The organism is Effusibacillus consociatus (assembly GCF_042652925.1).
Classification (GTDB): Bacteria; Bacillota; Bacilli; order Tumebacillales; family Effusibacillaceae; genus Effusibacillus; species Effusibacillus consociatus.
Genome location: NZ_JBHSHC010000024.1, coordinates 22,118 through 38,499 on the forward strand (window position 1 = coordinate 22,118; position 16,382 = coordinate 38,499).

The 16,382-nt window shown below is 44.8% G+C and carries 21 protein-coding genes and 1 tRNA gene; 18 read left to right on the forward strand and 4 right to left on the reverse strand.

Features of this window, described 5'->3' with window-relative positions:
• The first annotated feature begins 10 nt into the window (after positions 1 to 10).
• The 5 genes from ACFO8Q_RS04080 (at position 11) to ACFO8Q_RS04100 (ending at position 2,156) form a co-directional block, all read left to right on the forward strand.
• Positions 11 to 547 (forward strand): hypothetical protein, encoded by a 537-nt coding sequence (locus ACFO8Q_RS04080; protein WP_380024461.1) that lies wholly within the window; start codon positions 11 to 13, stop codon positions 545 to 547.
• A gap of 11 nt (positions 548 to 558) precedes the next feature.
• Positions 559 to 1,233, forward strand: coding sequence for a hypothetical protein (locus ACFO8Q_RS04085; protein ID WP_380024462.1), 675 nt, complete (start codon positions 559 to 561; stop codon positions 1,231 to 1,233).
• Between the two features lie 10 nt (positions 1,234 to 1,243).
• Entirely contained in the window at positions 1,244 to 1,762 is a 519-nt protein-coding gene (locus ACFO8Q_RS04090; protein WP_380024463.1) for a hypothetical protein, read from the forward strand.
• 94 nt (positions 1,763 to 1,856) lie between these two features.
• Positions 1,857 to 2,030, forward strand: a complete 174-nt coding sequence (locus ACFO8Q_RS04095) for a hypothetical protein (protein WP_380024464.1) — start codon at positions 1,857 to 1,859, stop codon at positions 2,028 to 2,030.
• A 50-nt stretch (positions 2,031 to 2,080) separates the two neighbouring features.
• Positions 2,081 to 2,156: transfer RNA gene (locus tag ACFO8Q_RS04100), tRNA-Phe, on the forward strand.
• 66 nt (positions 2,157 to 2,222) lie between these two features.
• Here the strand turns inward: ACFO8Q_RS04100 and ACFO8Q_RS04105 are convergent.
• Positions 2,223 to 2,744 (reverse strand): hypothetical protein, encoded by a 522-nt coding sequence (locus ACFO8Q_RS04105; RefSeq protein WP_380024465.1) that lies wholly within the window; start codon positions 2,742 to 2,744, stop codon positions 2,223 to 2,225.
• A 191-nt stretch (positions 2,745 to 2,935) separates the two neighbouring features.
• On the opposite strand from ACFO8Q_RS04105, the gene yycF reads away from it, so the two are divergent.
• The 5 genes from yycF to ACFO8Q_RS04130 are packed head-to-tail and all read left to right on the forward strand — an operon-like array spanning position 2,936 to position 8,330.
• Positions 2,936 to 3,622: a response regulator YycF gene (yycF, locus tag ACFO8Q_RS04110; RefSeq protein ID WP_380024466.1), complete on the forward strand. Its 687-nt coding sequence runs from the start codon at positions 2,936 to 2,938 to the stop codon at positions 3,620 to 3,622.
• Between the two features lie 4 nt (positions 3,623 to 3,626).
• The gene (locus ACFO8Q_RS04115; protein WP_380024467.1) at positions 3,627 to 5,393 is read left to right on the forward strand and encodes an ATP-binding protein; all 1,767 of its coding nucleotides are present in this window, start codon (positions 3,627 to 3,629) and stop codon (positions 5,391 to 5,393) included.
• Positions 5,390 to 6,670, forward strand: coding sequence for a two-component system activity regulator YycH (yycH, locus tag ACFO8Q_RS04120; protein WP_380024468.1), 1,281 nt, complete (start codon positions 5,390 to 5,392; stop codon positions 6,668 to 6,670). Before ACFO8Q_RS04115 ends, yycH begins: the two co-directional genes overlap by 4 nt.
• Positions 6,671 to 6,674: 4 nt before the next feature.
• Positions 6,675 to 7,478 carry a two-component system regulatory protein YycI gene (gene yycI, locus ACFO8Q_RS04125; protein ID WP_380024469.1) on the forward strand — a complete coding sequence of 268 codons (804 nt, stop codon included), beginning with the start codon at positions 6,675 to 6,677 and terminating at the stop codon, positions 7,476 to 7,478.
• A gap of 24 nt (positions 7,479 to 7,502) precedes the next feature.
• Positions 7,503 to 8,330 carry an MBL fold metallo-hydrolase gene (locus tag ACFO8Q_RS04130; RefSeq protein ID WP_380024470.1) on the forward strand — a complete coding sequence of 276 codons (828 nt, stop codon included), beginning with the start codon at positions 7,503 to 7,505 and terminating at the stop codon, positions 8,328 to 8,330.
• Positions 8,331 to 8,341: 11 nt separating this feature from the next.
• Here the strand turns inward: ACFO8Q_RS04130 and ACFO8Q_RS04135 are convergent, their stop codons facing one another.
• A complete protein-coding gene (locus ACFO8Q_RS04135; RefSeq protein WP_380024471.1) occupies positions 8,342 to 8,560 on the reverse strand; it encodes a hypothetical protein in 219 nt (72 codons plus the stop codon).
• A 168-nt stretch (positions 8,561 to 8,728) separates the two neighbouring features.
• On the opposite strand from ACFO8Q_RS04135, the gene ACFO8Q_RS04140 reads away from it, so the two are divergent.
• The 8 genes from ACFO8Q_RS04140 to merA all read left to right on the forward strand — a co-directional run bounded on the left by ACFO8Q_RS04140 (position 8,729) and on the right by merA (position 13,893).
• On the forward strand, positions 8,729 to 9,889 hold the full coding sequence (locus tag ACFO8Q_RS04140) for a S1C family serine protease (protein ID WP_380024472.1): 1,161 nt from the start codon (positions 8,729 to 8,731) through the stop codon (positions 9,887 to 9,889).
• Between the two features lie 116 nt (positions 9,890 to 10,005).
• Positions 10,006 to 10,182, forward strand: a complete 177-nt coding sequence (locus tag ACFO8Q_RS04145; RefSeq protein WP_380024473.1) for a CxxH/CxxC protein — start codon at positions 10,006 to 10,008, stop codon at positions 10,180 to 10,182.
• Positions 10,179 to 10,658 (forward strand): 23S rRNA (pseudouridine(1915)-N(3))-methyltransferase RlmH, encoded by a 480-nt coding sequence (gene rlmH / locus ACFO8Q_RS04150; RefSeq protein ID WP_380024474.1) that lies wholly within the window; start codon positions 10,179 to 10,181, stop codon positions 10,656 to 10,658. The genes ACFO8Q_RS04145 and rlmH overlap by 4 nt, the downstream gene beginning before the upstream one ends.
• A 258-nt stretch (positions 10,659 to 10,916) precedes the next feature.
• Positions 10,917 to 11,336, forward strand: a complete 420-nt coding sequence (gene merR, locus ACFO8Q_RS04155; protein ID WP_380024475.1) for an Hg(II)-responsive transcriptional regulator — start codon at positions 10,917 to 10,919, stop codon at positions 11,334 to 11,336.
• Positions 11,333 to 11,593: a hypothetical protein gene (locus ACFO8Q_RS04160; RefSeq protein ID WP_380024476.1), complete on the forward strand. Its 261-nt coding sequence runs from the start codon at positions 11,333 to 11,335 to the stop codon at positions 11,591 to 11,593. The genes merR and ACFO8Q_RS04160 overlap by 4 nt, the downstream gene beginning before the upstream one ends.
• On the forward strand, positions 11,590 to 11,901 hold the full coding sequence (gene merT / locus ACFO8Q_RS04165) for a mercuric transport protein MerT (protein WP_380024477.1): 312 nt from the start codon (positions 11,590 to 11,592) through the stop codon (positions 11,899 to 11,901). Before ACFO8Q_RS04160 ends, merT begins: the two co-directional genes overlap by 4 nt.
• A gap of 15 nt (positions 11,902 to 11,916) precedes the next feature.
• Positions 11,917 to 12,249, forward strand: a complete 333-nt coding sequence (gene merP / locus ACFO8Q_RS04170) for a mercury resistance system substrate-binding protein MerP (RefSeq protein ID WP_380024478.1) — start codon at positions 11,917 to 11,919, stop codon at positions 12,247 to 12,249.
• Positions 12,250 to 12,252: 3 nt separating this feature from the next.
• Positions 12,253 to 13,893: a mercury(II) reductase gene (gene merA, locus ACFO8Q_RS04175; RefSeq protein ID WP_380024479.1), complete on the forward strand. Its 1,641-nt coding sequence runs from the start codon at positions 12,253 to 12,255 to the stop codon at positions 13,891 to 13,893.
• 382 nt (positions 13,894 to 14,275) lie between these two features.
• Here the strand turns inward: merA and ACFO8Q_RS04180 are convergent, their stop codons facing one another.
• Both ACFO8Q_RS04180 and ACFO8Q_RS04185 read right to left on the reverse strand, forming a co-directional pair.
• Positions 14,276 to 16,030 carry an IS1634 family transposase gene (locus ACFO8Q_RS04180; RefSeq protein WP_380024480.1) on the reverse strand — a complete coding sequence of 585 codons (1,755 nt, stop codon included), beginning with the start codon at positions 16,028 to 16,030 and terminating at the stop codon, positions 14,276 to 14,278.
• 107 nt (positions 16,031 to 16,137) lie between these two features.
• A partial coding sequence (locus ACFO8Q_RS04185) for a hypothetical protein (protein ID WP_380024481.1) occupies positions 16,138 to 16,382 on the reverse strand: 245 nt, incomplete at its 5' end.

Genomic DNA, 16,382 nt, shown 5'->3' on the forward strand with positions numbered 1-16,382 from the left:
GGAGGGTTATATGTCTAAATTATCTAAATTAACTCCCCTTATCTCTAAATTAAAACCATACGCAATCAATATATGTTTAGTGGTGATCGCTTTTAATACCTTAACACAACTGTGGTTAGGCAAAGGACTGGCTAGTAAAAGCGAGGAACTTGATCAGATTCTTGCTCAAACCGGGAATGTCACTGCGCAGACGAACGACCAGTTGCTAGTCTTAAGTGAGATCAAAAAGGTGAGTGGTGAGCTAGACGTAAAAATGGATCAATTACAATCGGGAAGTCGTTCAACGGCAGATCGACTGAGTAATCTTCATACAATCATCGGTGGAACTTTGAAAGCGGTAAATGATAACAGTACGAACACCAATTTTGCCGGAGATCAATTAGCCCAGATCAATCAACTGATTGCACAGTTGAATCTCAGCCTGAGTCAAACAGTAGGAATTAATAACGACGTAATCAATAATTTGCAGACCATGATACAGTTACAAACAGCGGCCACAAACAACTTGAAACAAATGAATCAGAAGACAAATTTCTTACCTCATTAGGGGGGAACGACATGCAATTATCCAGAAGTCAAAATATCACAATAGGTGCACTTGCCGTTCTTGCTCTATCTTTTCCACTTTTAGCTAAGGCAGGAGATGGATTGCAGAATCTAGCAAAATATGACATATTTGGTTTGACGACAGAACTTTCAAAAACGGTGAACCAAATTGCTGATGAGAGTGCGCAGTTAAAGGATAAGGTTGCCCAATTAGAAGAAAAAATGGCCCTTGCGAAGAAACAAAATGAAGTACTTGGTCAGCAGATTGAATTAAATAACCAGGTACAGGCTCAATTGGATCAACAACTTGTATACAACGAAAAGGCGCGAGATCTGATGGTGACGTTGCTGTCTCTACAGAAAAAGACGGTTGAATTGACTTACAGCCTGAATACGATTGGATCGAATACCACACAGGATGTGATTGCAAGCGGCGCCAAACTCAATTCGTTGTACGGGAACGTTGTCGGAGCCCAGAATGTTTCTCAACAGTTGAACAATCAGCTGGATGCGCTGATTGTCCAGTTACGGCAAGGAGTGAAAAACTTTAAACATGTGGGATCTATAAATAAAGCTTTAAACCCCGGAGGTTCCGGAGGAGGATTGCCAGTTCCGGGAGGACTGCCGGGCTCAGGATCTGGATCATCGGGACTACCCGGATTACCGGGATTGCCGGGACTGCCATAGGAGGTACTATATGATAAAAATCATTTCGACTTTGGTCTCTGTCGTTGCCAGCGGAGTTTTCTTATGGGGGACGTATCATCAAATAGTAAACCAGCAAACCATGAATTCAACCTTTGGGAATATTTTGGGGCAGGTACAACATGCGAGCAACTTGACTTCCGAGACATTAAATGTTGTAAGCCCAATTTCAGACATTGTACAGGGTGTCGAAACAATGAACAATAAACTGAGTACCGGTGTTATTCCAAATTTAACGGATGCAAATAACAGTTTGAATTCGATTACAGAGACAGAATCAGCAATCATTGCTGCCCTAGGCAGCTTGAATTCTGTTACTACCAATACAGTTGGTGAAATTGGTAAAGTCGCTGATGCAAATCGTAAGGTACTGGGATTGATCGGACAGGCAAATGACAGTGCTGGGAAAGAACTTGGCCTCATGCAAAATTTAAGTTCTTTAACCGATCAGTCGATTAAGGAATTAACTGTATTAAACAAGAAATTTGCGATGCTGAGTCTGCTGCCTTAAATAAATACGAGGAGGAAGAGGCAGATGTCTGATCAAGTCTGCCTGCTTCCTCATTTCTCCTTCAGACACAGCTGGAATTATGGGAGGACATCACGTGTTTTACAGTGCATTATTAACTCTAATAGTGATTGGCATCATAGGATGTGGAATCATGTACGTGTTGGCAGGATTTAAACAAAAGGATAAAGACGTATGGCTGCTTGCGATGGCAGGAATAGTGTCCGTTTACTTGGTCGTCGTTGTAGCGGGATCAGTGTTGGGATTTTAAAATGGTTGACTTCTTGAGGGGAGTCCAGTACTATATAAAAAGTTGTTAGTGGCTCGGTAGCTCAGTCGGTAGAGCAGAGGACTGAAAATCCTCGTGTCGGCGGTTCGATTCCGTCCCGAGCCACCACTTGAACAAGCAGGTCGTTGACCTGCTTGTTGTTTTATCCAGAAAGCGGGTCAATTGACCCGCTTTTTACGTGTTTCCACCATGTGATTGAATCACCTGAACGACCTGCTCTACTTGATCTTTCGGGCACACTACGGTCATCAAAATGTCCTCGCCGGACACATGCGGCCCCGACAAGCCGCTGGCGGAAGGATCGGCTGCCATCAGCACGCCTGCATTCTGGCTGGATATCGGTTCCATTCCCAAAGTAAGTTCTCCAAGGCCCGGGATCTTTCCGGTGATCGGATTTCGCAATTCTTGGGTGGGCTGCCCTGGGTAAGGTGATACCCGGTCAATCTGTACCGTTTCAATACCCATTTTCTGAAGTTCATTGGAAGCTTTTTGTGCTACATCGGGGTCTTTGAACGAAGCGAGAACCGCCTGCTCCTTATTTGGATCAAACTCATCGGTTCGAGTTTGCAAAGATTGTGTCATCGTTTTCCCAACTTGACGGGCGGACATTTGATGGGCTTGCGTTTCGGTGCTTTGCATCTTCAAAGGTTGGGTCTGATTTTTTTGGTATTGATTCTTCCGGTTAGTGTTCTCCATGTGCATCTATTCCTTTCCTGGCTAGTGCTTTTGATCGAATGTGCAAGACTAGGCTCCTGCCCGTCCTTGAGTATTCTTAGTGTGGCCAAGAAAGGCTTTTCCATGCTTGGAACAATTGCCCTGAAGGAATTTTGATGCAACAATTGAAGTAAATAATTGGGTAGGCAGGTTAAAGAGAAAGGGTGGACAACATGAATCAAAAAATTATGATCGTGGAAGATGAACTTCCGATTGCGGATATATTAAAATTCACTCTCGAAAAAGACGGATATGAGGTAGTAGTCGCGAATGATGGAGAAACAGCGGTCGAATTGGCGAACACCGAACACCCCGACCTCATTTTGCTTGATGTTATGCTTCCAAAAAAGGATGGGTTTCAGGTCTGTCAAGAAATTCGTTCCTTTCTTGCGGTTCCGATTATCATGTTAACGGCACGCGATTCGGAGATTGACAAAGTTCTCGGACTCGAACTGGGGGCCGACGATTATGTAACAAAGCCATTTTCGTCCCGGGAACTGGTGGCCCGGGTTAAGGCGAATCTCCGCCGCCAGAACAGCGAGATGTTCTCCAATACCAAACCGCGATACGTAATTGGAGAGTTGGTGATCGATACATCGACTTATCAAGTAACAAAGAATAACGAGGTTCTCGATCTCACACACCGAGAGTTTGAGCTGTTGGTGTATCTGACCAGACACCGGGGAAAAGTGCTCACTCGCGAACATCTTCTGCATGAAGTGTGGGGGTTTGACTACCTCGGAGATATTCGTACAGTCGATGTTACGGTTCGCCGGCTGCGGGAAAAAATTGAAACAGATCCCAGTGATCCGGAATATATTCTGACCCGTCGGGGGGTTGGATATTCCATGAGGAGGTAGGCAAGTGTTTCGAAGCATCCGGGGGAAATTGGTGCTGATCTACCTGCTGCTCATCTTATTTGCCATGCAATTGATCGGAGTTTATTTCATCCGCTCGGTGAATTCTTATTTCTTGGGAAATTTTTCGACAACCGTCAACACGCAGGCACGGTTTATTTCCGGACAGATGGAACGGTATATGGAAAAGGAGATCACTCCTGATACGGTCAAAGATATCGACAATTTGATCGCATCTTTTGCTTCCGCGGAATCTGAAATTTATGTACTCAATAAAACCGGAACCATACTTTCCACATCGGTTGACCGGTCCTATGTCGGGCAAAAACGGCTGCGAACAGAAGTCACCCGTGCATTACTGGGAACAAAAGATGAAGTGATCCGGGAGGACGCTCAGACCGGTCAGCGATATACTTTCCTGGCCGTCCCGGTTAAAAACGGATCGGAAGTGGTTGGAGCGGTCTATATGATCGCTCCGATGACCAAGATTTATAAGACTATCAAAGAGATCAATATGATGTTCTACACCGGTTTGTTAATTGCTTTGGCGATGACTGCGATCCTGGGTGTGGCACTCGCCCGAACTATAACAAACCCGATTGTGGAGATTACAAAGAAAGCAAAGGCCATGGCACGGGGAGATTTTAACCAAGTGGTGCATGTGCGCAGCGATGATGAGATCGGGCAGTTGGGAGAAACGTTCAATTTTTTGATTCAACGGTTAAAAGGAGCACTTTCGGAGAATGAGCAGGAAAGAGAAAAGCTGGAGGCCATTTTGACTCATCTTAGTGACGGAGTTATTGCGGTCGACTCTTCCAATCAAATCCTGCTGATCAACCCGGCTGCAAAGCTGCTGCTCGACTGTCAAGAAGACCCGGTTGGCCAACCGATCAGCCAACTTCTCATCATCGACGAAGAATCGGATTCATCAGGTTCTCTTCTGGCAGGGAGGGAAATGCAATTTAAAGGTCCGAAAGGACGGATCCTTCAAGCATATGCATCCCCGATTCGGGGCGAACAAGGAAACACGGGTCTCGTCATCGTCATCCGGGACAAAACGGAAGAGGAACGGGAGGAACAGGCACGTCGGGACTTTGTAGCGAATGTTTCGCACGAGATTCGGACACCTCTCACTACGATTAAAAGTTATCTGGAAGCATTGGAAGACGGAGCTGTAGAAGATTCTGTGCTGCGAACAAGATTTCTGCAGGTTATTCATAATGAGACGGATCGAATGGTCCGTATGGTCGGCGAATTGCTTCATTTGTCAAAGTTGGATGCGGGGAAGATGCAATGGTCTTTTACACCGGTTAACTTGGTGCAAATTCTTGATGATGTGGCTGACCGTTTTGCGTTCCAATGCCGACAGCAGGAGATCTCGCTTTTTGTTGATACCACATCCTCCCTGCCCAATGTATGTGCGGACCCTGACAAGCTGGATCAGGTTCTGGACAATCTGGTGTCAAATGCAATCAAACACACTCCTCCAAAAGGCATGATCCGATTAGAGGCAGCTTCCGCACAGGATGTTATGCAAGTAAAGGTAGTGGATTCCGGGATGGGAATTCCGCCGCAAGATCTTCCCCGAATATTTGAGCGTTTCTACCGGGTGGATAAAGCCCGCTCAAGAAAACTTGGCGGTACCGGGCTGGGATTGTCAATAGCCAAACAAATCATCGAAGCTCATGGCGGAACCATTCGGATTGAGAGTGTTGTTGACCAAGGGACAACAGTTATCTTCACGCTTCCTCTGGCAAAGGAGGGGATCGCGTGACGAGTGAACGATTTGAAACGATCAAGAGTGGGCTTTTGCTCCTATTGGTGGCTTTATCGATCGGATTATCGATCGGATTATGGAATAACACACCTGTGTTTGAACCGGTGGACCAAGGCGGTTATATTGCAAATCCGGTTTTCGGGGTGGGCAAAACGGTTGAGCAAGTGCTGCTGCCCGTTCGAATCCAAGTTCGTTTCGAAGATAAAAGCGGAACGGTTCTTCATCCTTTTACGAAACCGTACGAACAAGCATGGGAGGAGTTAAAAAAGCTCGCCTTAAGGGAACTTGTACCCGTCGATAATCCCGAGTCAATCAAACAGCTGATTCGTTCCGGCCCCCATATTGAATTTCGCTTTCGGGTTGGAATGAACGAGGAACAAATTGCACAGGTCCTGAAGATGGTCGAACCAAATTCTTTTCATATGAAGGTATCCTCGATTACCGTCTTTCGGGATTCTGCCGGGACAAGCCATCTTGTGCTGTCGGAAGGTGATCAACCGATGTACCGGGGGAGGGTCGCTGCACCCTCTCGCTTGTTCGAATATGTACCCGAATGGATCACACTTCCGAAATCCGTCGAACACAATGACGGGAAAAGGTCGTTTTGGATTCCCCATGAAAAGATGACGGTACCCGTACTCACCTATGAGAAAGCGATGCTTCCAACCGATGCCTTGGCGAGAACGTTTTTTGTCGATCCCACATTAACCCGAAGAATTCAGGAACGGGACGGCTCTTTAATTGTAACCGATGGAAACCGCACGGTACAGATCTCTTCGAAGGGGAAGCAGATTCGATATTCAAGTTCACTGCCCTATGACAAACCTCAGCAAACAATCCCGAAAGACAACTCCTTTCAAAGGGCAGTTGCTTTTGTCAATGAACACGGGGGCATGCAGGGTTCCTATATCGGAAGTTTGCAAACTGTCTGGGCCGGTTCCAGCAGGGAGTATCTTTTTACCGAATATGAAGCGGGGCTCCCGGTTTTGCCGCAATTTACGGGGATACGGGTCATTCTCAACGGAAATGAAGTAGTGGAGATGTCACGGAACCTGCTGTATTTGGGAGCAAGAGTGAAAGAAGAATTGGTGGAGATTCAACCTCCCCATGCCTCCATTGTGTCACAAGCCGGGGAATTGTATTTGGCCTATGCACCCAAAGAAGCGGATGGACGAATTCGCTTATTTCCGGTGTGGGTGGTGGAATCTGAACGGACATCCACGATGATGTTCGACGCACAAACGGGAGAGAAATGGCAGAATTCGGGGGAGTGAGCACGTGGACTGGAGTCGGGCGAAAACCTATCTGATTGTAACGTTTTTCTTGTTGGACCTTGTACTTGGGTTTCAGTATTGGAAGGTTCGCACGGAACAGGCGAGCTACGTGCAATCTTTTACCGAGCAGCTAACTGAGGTTCGCGAGCTGCTGGCCTCTCAAAAATGGGAGCTGCGGACAGAGGTGCCCAAAGCAACACCAGAGTTGGGGTTTCTGAAGGTTCGTTATCTTTCTTTACCAAAAGAAGATTGGAGCAGACGAATTAGCGTTCCTAAGCTTTACTATGCAGGACCCGGGCAAGTATCTGTCGAACTCGCAGAGAAGAACTTGTCCGCCAGTCCGGATGAGGACAAGCCGGGTGAGAAGGTGATGACCCAATTGGCTTTCCACATCTGGCCGCGCGAGATCTACCAGTTTGACCGTATTCGGAAAGAGAATAAAGGTTCCGGCGTCATTCAGTACCTGCAGGTTTATAAGAACTATCCGATTTTTTCCGCATCGCTGGAAGTCGAGGTCCAATCCGAAAAAGTTACCCGCTATCACCAAACCGCTTTAGAAGTGGTAGGCGAAGGCGAGGCAAAAAAACAGGTGATATCTGCTTTACACGCGCTGCGGTCCTTATTCGAGTCGATGGACAAATCGGAAAAGAGAACCGATAATAGGGTGATACAAGAGATTCGGATCGGCTATAACAGCAAACCGTTTAATGCAGACGAGTGGTATTTGATCCCGATGTGGAGGATTCTGACCGACAAGGAAGTCTACTACGTAAATGCATTAACCGGCGAAGTGGAAATGGCACGATGATGGGAGAAACAGGAGGATCAGGAAATGCTGCGGTTTAGTGTGCTTGCGAGTGGAAGTTCGGGGAATGCGGTCTATGTGGAGACGGACAAAACCCGAATCTTGATTGATGCGGGAGTTGCGTGCAAGCATATCGAAGCGGCGATGGCGGAGATTTCAGTATCCTTGGAAGACTTGGATGCGATTCTGGTGACACATGAACATTCCGATCATATTAAAGGAATCGGTGTTGTGGCCCGTAAGGTAATCAGCGAACGCCGGAAAAAAGAATACGACCGGCTTGAGGTGCCAATCTATGCGACAGAAGGCTCGTGGCACGATTTGCACGGATTGATGAAAGATTATTGTGAAGCCTCTCGAAAAGTGATTGCGGTAGGGGACCAGCTGGAATTTGAAGATTTGCTGATTGAACCGTTTCCCTTGTCTCACGATGCAAGGGAGCCGGTCGGTTACATATTCTATCATGGGTCGAACAAATTGACGTTGGCGACCGACCTTGGGTATATGAGCTCCCGCGTGAAAGAAACGGTTGCCGATTCCGATGCTTATATCCTGGAGAGCAATCATGATGTGAACATGCTTCGGGTGGGCCCTTACCCTTGGTATCTAAAAAAGAGAATCCTAAGCGACAAAGGGCACTTGTCGAACGAGGCGGCCGGTGAGGCTTTGATCGACATTATGTCGGAACGGACGCAAGACGTCCTGCTGGCGCACCTTTCACAAGAGAATAATTACCCTGATTTGGCGGAAATCACGGTGCAGGGGATTCTGGAGGCAGCTTCAAAGAAGGTTCGGCTGCACCGCACATATCCCGACAAGCCGACGCCGCTTTTAGAGATCAAACCCCGGGAATAGCCGGCCGCATTTTAATGGCCGGAGGATGTAAGCTGTTGTTCAATCTGATGTTCCAGCTCATGATCGAGCACTTCCGCTTTATGCAGGACGTCCGTACGGCTGATTAGCCCTTTTTCCACAAGCAGTTCAATTAAAGCGGTTAAAATTAATGTGTTTTTGTAATCAATCTGTTTCAGGTCCGCAATCTGCGAAATCAAGTCGACCTCAGCGAAGAGACGGCTTTTTTTCATGGGTTTCACTCCTCTCTAAATTGGTTATTACTAAGTATTACCTAGTCTGTGAACATTTAATGGGAAATCAGTCAGAAATATTGTGAAAAAAAGCGGTACATTTGTATAATGTAATTATGCCGTGGTCCATACTACGGCATTAGATTCCTTCAGGAGGGGAGCACTTTCATGGGATTCTACGATGATTTCGATGTAAAACCCAAGCGGAGATCTTCCGGGTCCTGGGTAGCATCTGTTATAATTGCCGCTTTGGTTGGGTCCGGCACCACGCTGCTCATGGTTCCTGCGATGCTTAAAGCGAATATTATCAAGATGCCGGAAGCGACTCAAACAGTGTCTTCAAATGGCAAGCTTCCTGCTCAAAGCGTTACGGTGGTCAACTCCGATGTTGTGAGCGCTGTGAATCGCGTGAAACCCGCTGTGGTAACGGTTGTGAATTTGCAGAAAGCGGCAGGTTTTTTCTCCCACGGTACAGAAGAGGCAGGGAAAGGCTCGGGCGTGCTGATTGACAAACAGGGGCATGTTGTCACCAATAACCATGTGGTGGAAGGGGCTTCTGAAGTAGAGATTCGAGTGAACGAGGAACCGATTAAAGCCAAAGTTCTGGGAACGGACGAATATACCGATTTGGCTGTATTGCAGGTTCCGGCAGACAAGGTCAGGGACATTGAACCGGTGGAATTTGGCAGTTCGGAAGCGCTGCATACGGGAGAACCGGCTATTGCAATCGGCAACCCGTTGGGCGAGTTTGAACAAACTGTTACCGTAGGAGTCATTTCCGCGAAGAACCGGAAGATTCCGATGCAGAATCAGCGGGGTCAGGTCATTTATGAACAGGCGGTTCTGCAAACGGATGCAGCGATTAACCCCGGTAACTCCGGCGGTGCACTGGTAAACATCAAAGGGCAGCTGATCGGGATCAACTCGGCGAAAATTGCTTCTTCGGGAATCGAAGGACTTGGATTCGCAATTCCGATTGATGAAGCGAAGCCGATCATCGAACAGTTAATGACAAAAGGAAAAGTCGTGCGTCCCGCGCTTGGTTTGGCAATCAGCGGGGATGTAAAAGACGTCCCGGAAAGCTTACGGGAGGGTCTTCCAATTAACCACGGTGTGGTGGTAGGCCAGGTGGTACCGGGAGGACCGGCTGACAAGGCTGGAATTCAAAAAGGGGACATCATCGCGAAAATCGACAATGTCGAAATCAAGACGTTCCTGGATATGCGCAAACATCTGTTCAGCAAGAAGCCGGGTGATTCGGTACAGGTCATTTTTTACAGGCAGAACAAAGAGCAGACTGCAACCGTTACACTTACAGAGTTGAAATAAGTTGAAATAAGGGTAGATAGAACAAAGGATTGCCGTTCGAATTTGCGGCAATCCTTTGTTTTTGGAAAAACGAATTTGAAACATGATATAATACAACGAACGTGGAGGTGTGCGGCATGATTACAGCGTGTGAAGAACATATTGAAATGGCATTGGATGAGTTCGTAAATACATATGAACAACCGCCTGAGCTGCGATTGATTGAAGAAACGACCTTATTTGACGAGCCGAGTTCGAAATGCCAGTTTTGTGGAGAGCCAGCCAAATATCTTGTGACAAGGGACGAGCAATGAACATAACGGTTGTTACGGTTGGCAAAATGAAGGAGAAATACTGGGTGCAAGCCGCGTCCGAATATGAAAAAAGGCTTGGTGTCTATGCGAAAGTGAAGAGTGTGGAAGTGCCCGATGAACCGACCCCGGACAATGCTTCGGAAGCGCAGGAAGAGGCGATTAAAGCGAAGGAAGCCTCGCGAATTCTGGCTCAAATAAAAGAACGGGACTACGTGGTCGCCCTGGCGATTGAGGGGCAGGCGTTCACGTCAGAAGCCTGGGCGGAGTATTTGGATCGAATTGTCGGGCAGGGGTACAGTTCCTTCGTGTTTGTCATCGGAGGATCGCTGGGGCTGCACAAATCGGTACTGGACCGCGCCAATCTGAAACTGTCCTTTTCAAAGTTCACGTTCCCCCATCAAATGATGCGGGTCATTTTGCTTGAGCAGATTTATCGGGCATTTCGCATCCAGCGGGGTGAACCGTATCACAAGTGATGGTAAACAGGATTAAACAGGAAATCGTTCTGGATACTTACTACTTAAGTAGGCTAAGTGGTAATCGAATAGAATACTGCGATGTTGAAGCATAAAATAATGTGGTTATAAGGAATACTACAATTTTTTACTAGCACAATGTTACACATGTGTCTATAGAAATATTGGTTCGAGAAAAATAATGAAATAATGAATACACTCCTTGACCCTGTACTTTAGTACAGGGTTTATAATATAATTACTTTGGAGGTGATCTTAGTGGAGTACCGTATCGGTGAAATTGCGAAGACATGCAATGTCAATAAAGAAACAATTAGGTATTACGAACGAATGGGTTTGATTTCTGAGCCTACAAGGACTGATTCGGGTTATCGATTGTATTCCGATGAAACGGTTAATCGGATTTTGTTTATTAAGCGAATTCAAGATCTGGGTTTTACTTTAACAGAAATTCATAAATTACTAGGCGTTGTCGACAAGGACGAAGTAAGATGTGCGGATATGTATGATTTTGTTGTTCATAAACTTGATGATGTTAGGAAAAAAATTAGAGATCTTCAGAGAATTGAATGTATGCTAACGGACTTAAAAAACCGATGTCCGGATGAAAAGGCAATCCATGAATGCCCAATCATCGAAGCGTTAATGGACAATAAAGAAAAGGAGGGGCACCAGTGAAAGAAAACGCAAAAACATGGGGTTGGGGCTTTTTAGCCTTGCTTTCCTGTCCTTGTCATCTCGTTTTGATTCTTCCTCTACTTGTGGGCACAACGCTTGGTCAGTTTTTTAGCGACCATCAAACATCCGCCAGTGTTATTTTGGCAGTTATATTTATGATTTCCATTTTGATGATGTTCAAACGATCAAACAAACAAGCAAAAAAAGACACAGTACACGATTGTTGCTCAGTTCCAGGGAGAAAACGAGGTGAATGAATTTGAGAGAAAAACTAACAAGCTGTGGTGCTGTATTTTCCGCTTTTCTTATGTCCGGCTGCTGTCTCGGACCTTTAATTCTCATTCCTCTTGGTTTGTCTGGTTTGGCAGGAACGTTAGCGATTTTTTCAATCAAGTACCAACTGTTTCTCAAGATCATGACGTTATTATTTCTTGGGGTTTCGTTTTATTTGGTTTATGGACGAAAACGAAAAACTAAAAGTACGGTCATCACTTTATGGACGACTACCGTTTTAGTTTTAGGTTCATTTCTTTTTTTAGAGTTGGTTGAAAGAGGACTTATATAAAGGTGGGTGTTTTCTATGAAAACAATGGGAATTATGGTGATAGCGTCCGTTTTATTATTGAGTACGGCATGTGCTTACAATGAAAAATCAGCGGCAACTGTAAAAACTACAAATACAAGCACAGTTGTTGCGAGCCAAACGGCAACGTTCACGGTTACTGGACTTGAGTGCTGTCCGCCTTCTGTGGTTCAGGATTTAATTTCAGAGGTCACCGGTGTCATCAAGGTAGACGTTGAACCTAAGGGAAGCACGGGGAAAGTCACTGTTTCCTTTGATGATAAAAAAACCGATGTAAAGCAAATTAAAACATCAATTACAAAATATGGCTTTGGCATAATTGGAGGTTAATAAATGAAAAAATACCGGATCAATGTTCATGGCATGACTTGCAGCGGCTGTGAAGAACATGTTGCAACTGCACTTAAAAAAATTGGTGCTGTTAATATAGATGCCAATTTTAATCGCTATGAAGCTACGTTTGAATTACCAGATGATGTTGGAATTGAAACTGCTCAAAAAGCCATCAATGAGGCAAAATACCAGTCTGGAGATTCGGTATTGATTGAATCTGATGATGCTCTTGTTCTCGGTGATGAGGGTGACTATGATTTTCTAATTATTGGTTCCGGTGGAGCAGCATTTTCCTCAGCCATTAAAGCGGTGGAATATGGTGCAAAGGTTGCAATTATTGAACGTGGAACAGTTGGGGGAACTTGCGTAAATATCGGTTGTGTTCCTTCCAAAACATTGCTTAGAGCAGGAGAAATTAATCATTTGGCAAAAAGTAATCCCTTTGTCGGATTACATACATCAGTTGGTCAAGTGGATCTTCGCCAGCTTGTTGAACAAAAGGATGAATTAGTTAGCAAGCTTCGTGAAGAAAAATATGTAAATTTAATTGATGAATATGGCTTTGAACTTATCCGAGGCGAAGCAAAATTTGTTAATGAAACCACAGTTGAGGTGAATGGAAAGCAACTAACAACCAAGAGGTTTTTGATTGCTACTGGTGCTTCCCCGTCTGTTCCGAATATCCCTGGATTAGAAAAAGTGGCTTACTTAACAAGCACTACATTACTAGAGCTTAAAGAATTGCCAAAACGACTTGCAGTGATTGGTTCAGGATATATTGGTATGGAGCTTGGGCAACTGTTCCATAACTTAGGTGTCGAAGTTACCTTGATGCAACGTAGCCCACGGGTCTTCAAAGATTATGACCCAGAGATTTCAGAAGCGATAACCAAGGCGTTGACTGATCAAGGTATTCATTTGATTACGGGAGCAACATTTGAACGTGTTGAACAAGAAGACGGATTGAAGAAAGTCCATATAACTGTAAATGGCGAAAAGAGAGTGATTGAAGCGGAACAACTTCTTATTTCCACTGGACGCATACCAAATACAGAAGCATTAAATCTTGGAGTAGCTGGCGTTAAGACTGGAAGACGAGGAGAAGTTCTTGTTGATGATTATTTACGTACGACAAACCCACGAATTTATGCTGCTGGCGATGTCACTATGAGTCCTCAATTCGTGTATGTAGCTGCATATCAAGGAGGAATTGCTGCAGATAATGCAATTGGCGGTCTTAAGCGTAAAGCCAACCTTGAAGCCCTAGCCGGGGTCACTTTTACCAACCCATCCGTTGCTTCTGTCGGTCTTACCGAAGAGAAAGCAAAAGAACAAGGATATGAAGTCAAATCATCAGTTCTTCCGTTAGAAGCAGTTCCAAGAGCGTTAGTCAATCGTGAAACCACAGGTGTATTCAAATTGGTTGCTGATGCCAAAACCTTAAAGATATTGGGTGTGCATATTGTTGCTGAAAACGCAGGCGATGTGATATACGCTGGTACATTAGCCGTAAAATTTGGGCTTACGATTGAAGATTTACGTGAAAGCCTTGCCCCATATTTAACAATGGCAGAAGGGCTGAAATTGGCAGCTCTGACATTTGATAAAGATGTATCCAAGTTATCTTGTTGTGCGGGCTAAAAAAGGAAAACAAAAAGAGAGAAGCAATCCGTTGTTTCTTTCTTTTTTTATTGATACAGTAAAATCAAAAAAAGGGCTGAATGGGTTGATTTATTCAGTTACCTGAAATATTCATAGGTGCTTAGAACGATTGGGTGAAATGGAATATTTTGTTATATTTTACCGTATTTGTGAAACGATCAGTCTGCTCGGTATCAGAGAGTAGTCACCTACTCTCTTTGAGTATGGATATTAATTCATTATTTAGATAAATATGGATATTGAATGACATACGTATCCGTTGGATCAATGAGCATTTTTTTTTAATCCCAAGTTTGGCGACATAATTTTCCAATATCAGTCGTAGCAAGGGTTGTAGCACCCTGGGTTTCTCGTTTAGGTACTACAACCAGCCTTCGGCTTTTTTCAATACTTGTTTTTTGAATTTCTCCTGCACCACTTCTCCACATTGTAATGCCTGTAACCATTGTTTTTGTTGATCTGAAACCTCTTGTACTTTCAGCATTTTTCTCCCGGATGTTGTGATTTCAAGTCGATGAAGTTGGCAAGATTGCAAATCGTCTAGAACATCAATTAGAGAACAGTTGTGATTAGCGGCTTTTAACTGAACTTCCATATCATTCATGAGGAAATTTGCCAGCATACAGACCGTAACATGTGCCTTGACCCGCTCCGTACGTGTGACATGCATCGGGCGCAATTGCAGATGTGATTTAATTTCATGAAACGTTTCTTCTACTTTGTTTTTTCGCCGGTAGAATTCAATGACTTCACGGTCATCTGCTTCCTCCATACTCAGGTTCGTAATGAAGCAAGTCAATCCATCCAGTCGGGCAGCATTTTTGATTTGGTCTTCCAGCCATTCCAATTTGATTTGGAAACTTTTTACTGAACGAGTATTCCCCTTGGGTGTTGCAACAGTTAGAGAAAGGGGTTCAATGGTAACCTTCGCCTGTTTTTTCAACCCTTTACGGGCTATGAGTTGGTTCACTTCTCGCTCTACCACTTCAGACTTGCGTGATTTCTTAGCGTTTCGCAGGCTTTCATTGATCTGGCTGATGGATTGTTCAACGTTTTGCATCTGATGTTTTCGATGCTTTGTTTGATCCAGAAAACGTTGTACATCGAAAGTTACAATGTAGCGGCTGTCGCCTAGTACGATAGGGCGATAAAACAGGAACTCATTCTCGTCCCACGGGCGAAATTCCCTCATGGCAACAACTTGTTCCCAGTCCTCGGGCGTTGCGGGATCTGGCATGACTTTGTCGAGTAAAGTGGTGCGAATTTCATCTTTATCCATGGCAGATACGTACTTCAACTGCTGTTGCTCAATTGTTTTCAAATTGTCTGCTGAAACCATCCCTCGATCAAACACGAGTGTACAACGTTCGATGCCCAATCGTTGTCTGACATCTCGAACCAACGCTTCAATCGTTGTGATGTCTTGGGTGTTGCCTTCCAAAACACGCCAATAAAAGGGATAACCTTCGGGAGTAATCATCAATGCAATCACAATTTGTTCCCGATCCGGGCGATGGTCACGGGAGTAACCTAACTTGGCAATCACACATCGGCTTCCCTCGAAATAGGAAGAAGTAATGTCGTAAAAGAAGGCCTCCGAATGGATACGCTGACGTTTCTTTAATTGTTCGTACAAGAAGACTTGTAAATCATCTTCTTGCTTGGCAAGTCGACCGAGTTCCCGATAGACATCATACTCATCATAGGTTCGTAATGCAGGGATCACTGCAGGCAGGATAGTATTGGCAGTCCAAGACTGTAACCGAATCTTACTGGTAGGGTCTATGCAGCGGTTAATCACCAGAGCTTCCACCCACCGATCCTCAGAAAAGAACCGCTCTAAATTCCATTGCTGCCATAATTGATGCAGTATCATGACATTCAAGTAGGATAGACTTTTCGTCACTACAATGTCATTTTCCTTAGCTATCACAAGGGAAGGGTTGCTTTGAACCTGTAATGCCAACCTCAATTGTTCTGCCTGCTCATCTGTGAGTGTTCCAACGTTAAATAAGATGCGGTGTTTCACCTTGTTTCCATCACGGTATGACTCGACAATTTTGTAATGATGATACCTTTTTCCGTTAATAGTTGTGCTGGATTTTTTCAGAAACAACGTAGTCACCTTCCGATTATTACGGGACTACGAAAATTATACCAAAATAAGCGATAAATTACCACAAAAACAGCTAATTTATCAGAATAAAATTAGGTACTACATTTTCATGCTTGAAATCCGAAAAGTCTTGCTGTATCAATGATTGGAAAAAACTGTCGCCAAACTTGGGGTATAAATAAGAAACTGAAACTTCCTCTTTCCAAACAAAAAGATGTTTCCAACTTGAAACAAGTTGCAGTAAAATCTTGAGTGGGATTGGGTTCTTGCTTCTCATTTTTCTGCCTTTCTTTCTGGGCTTTTTGAGTTTGCGCTTGATCCGCTTGGTGAGATGCGGAGAAGCCGCGAGCCA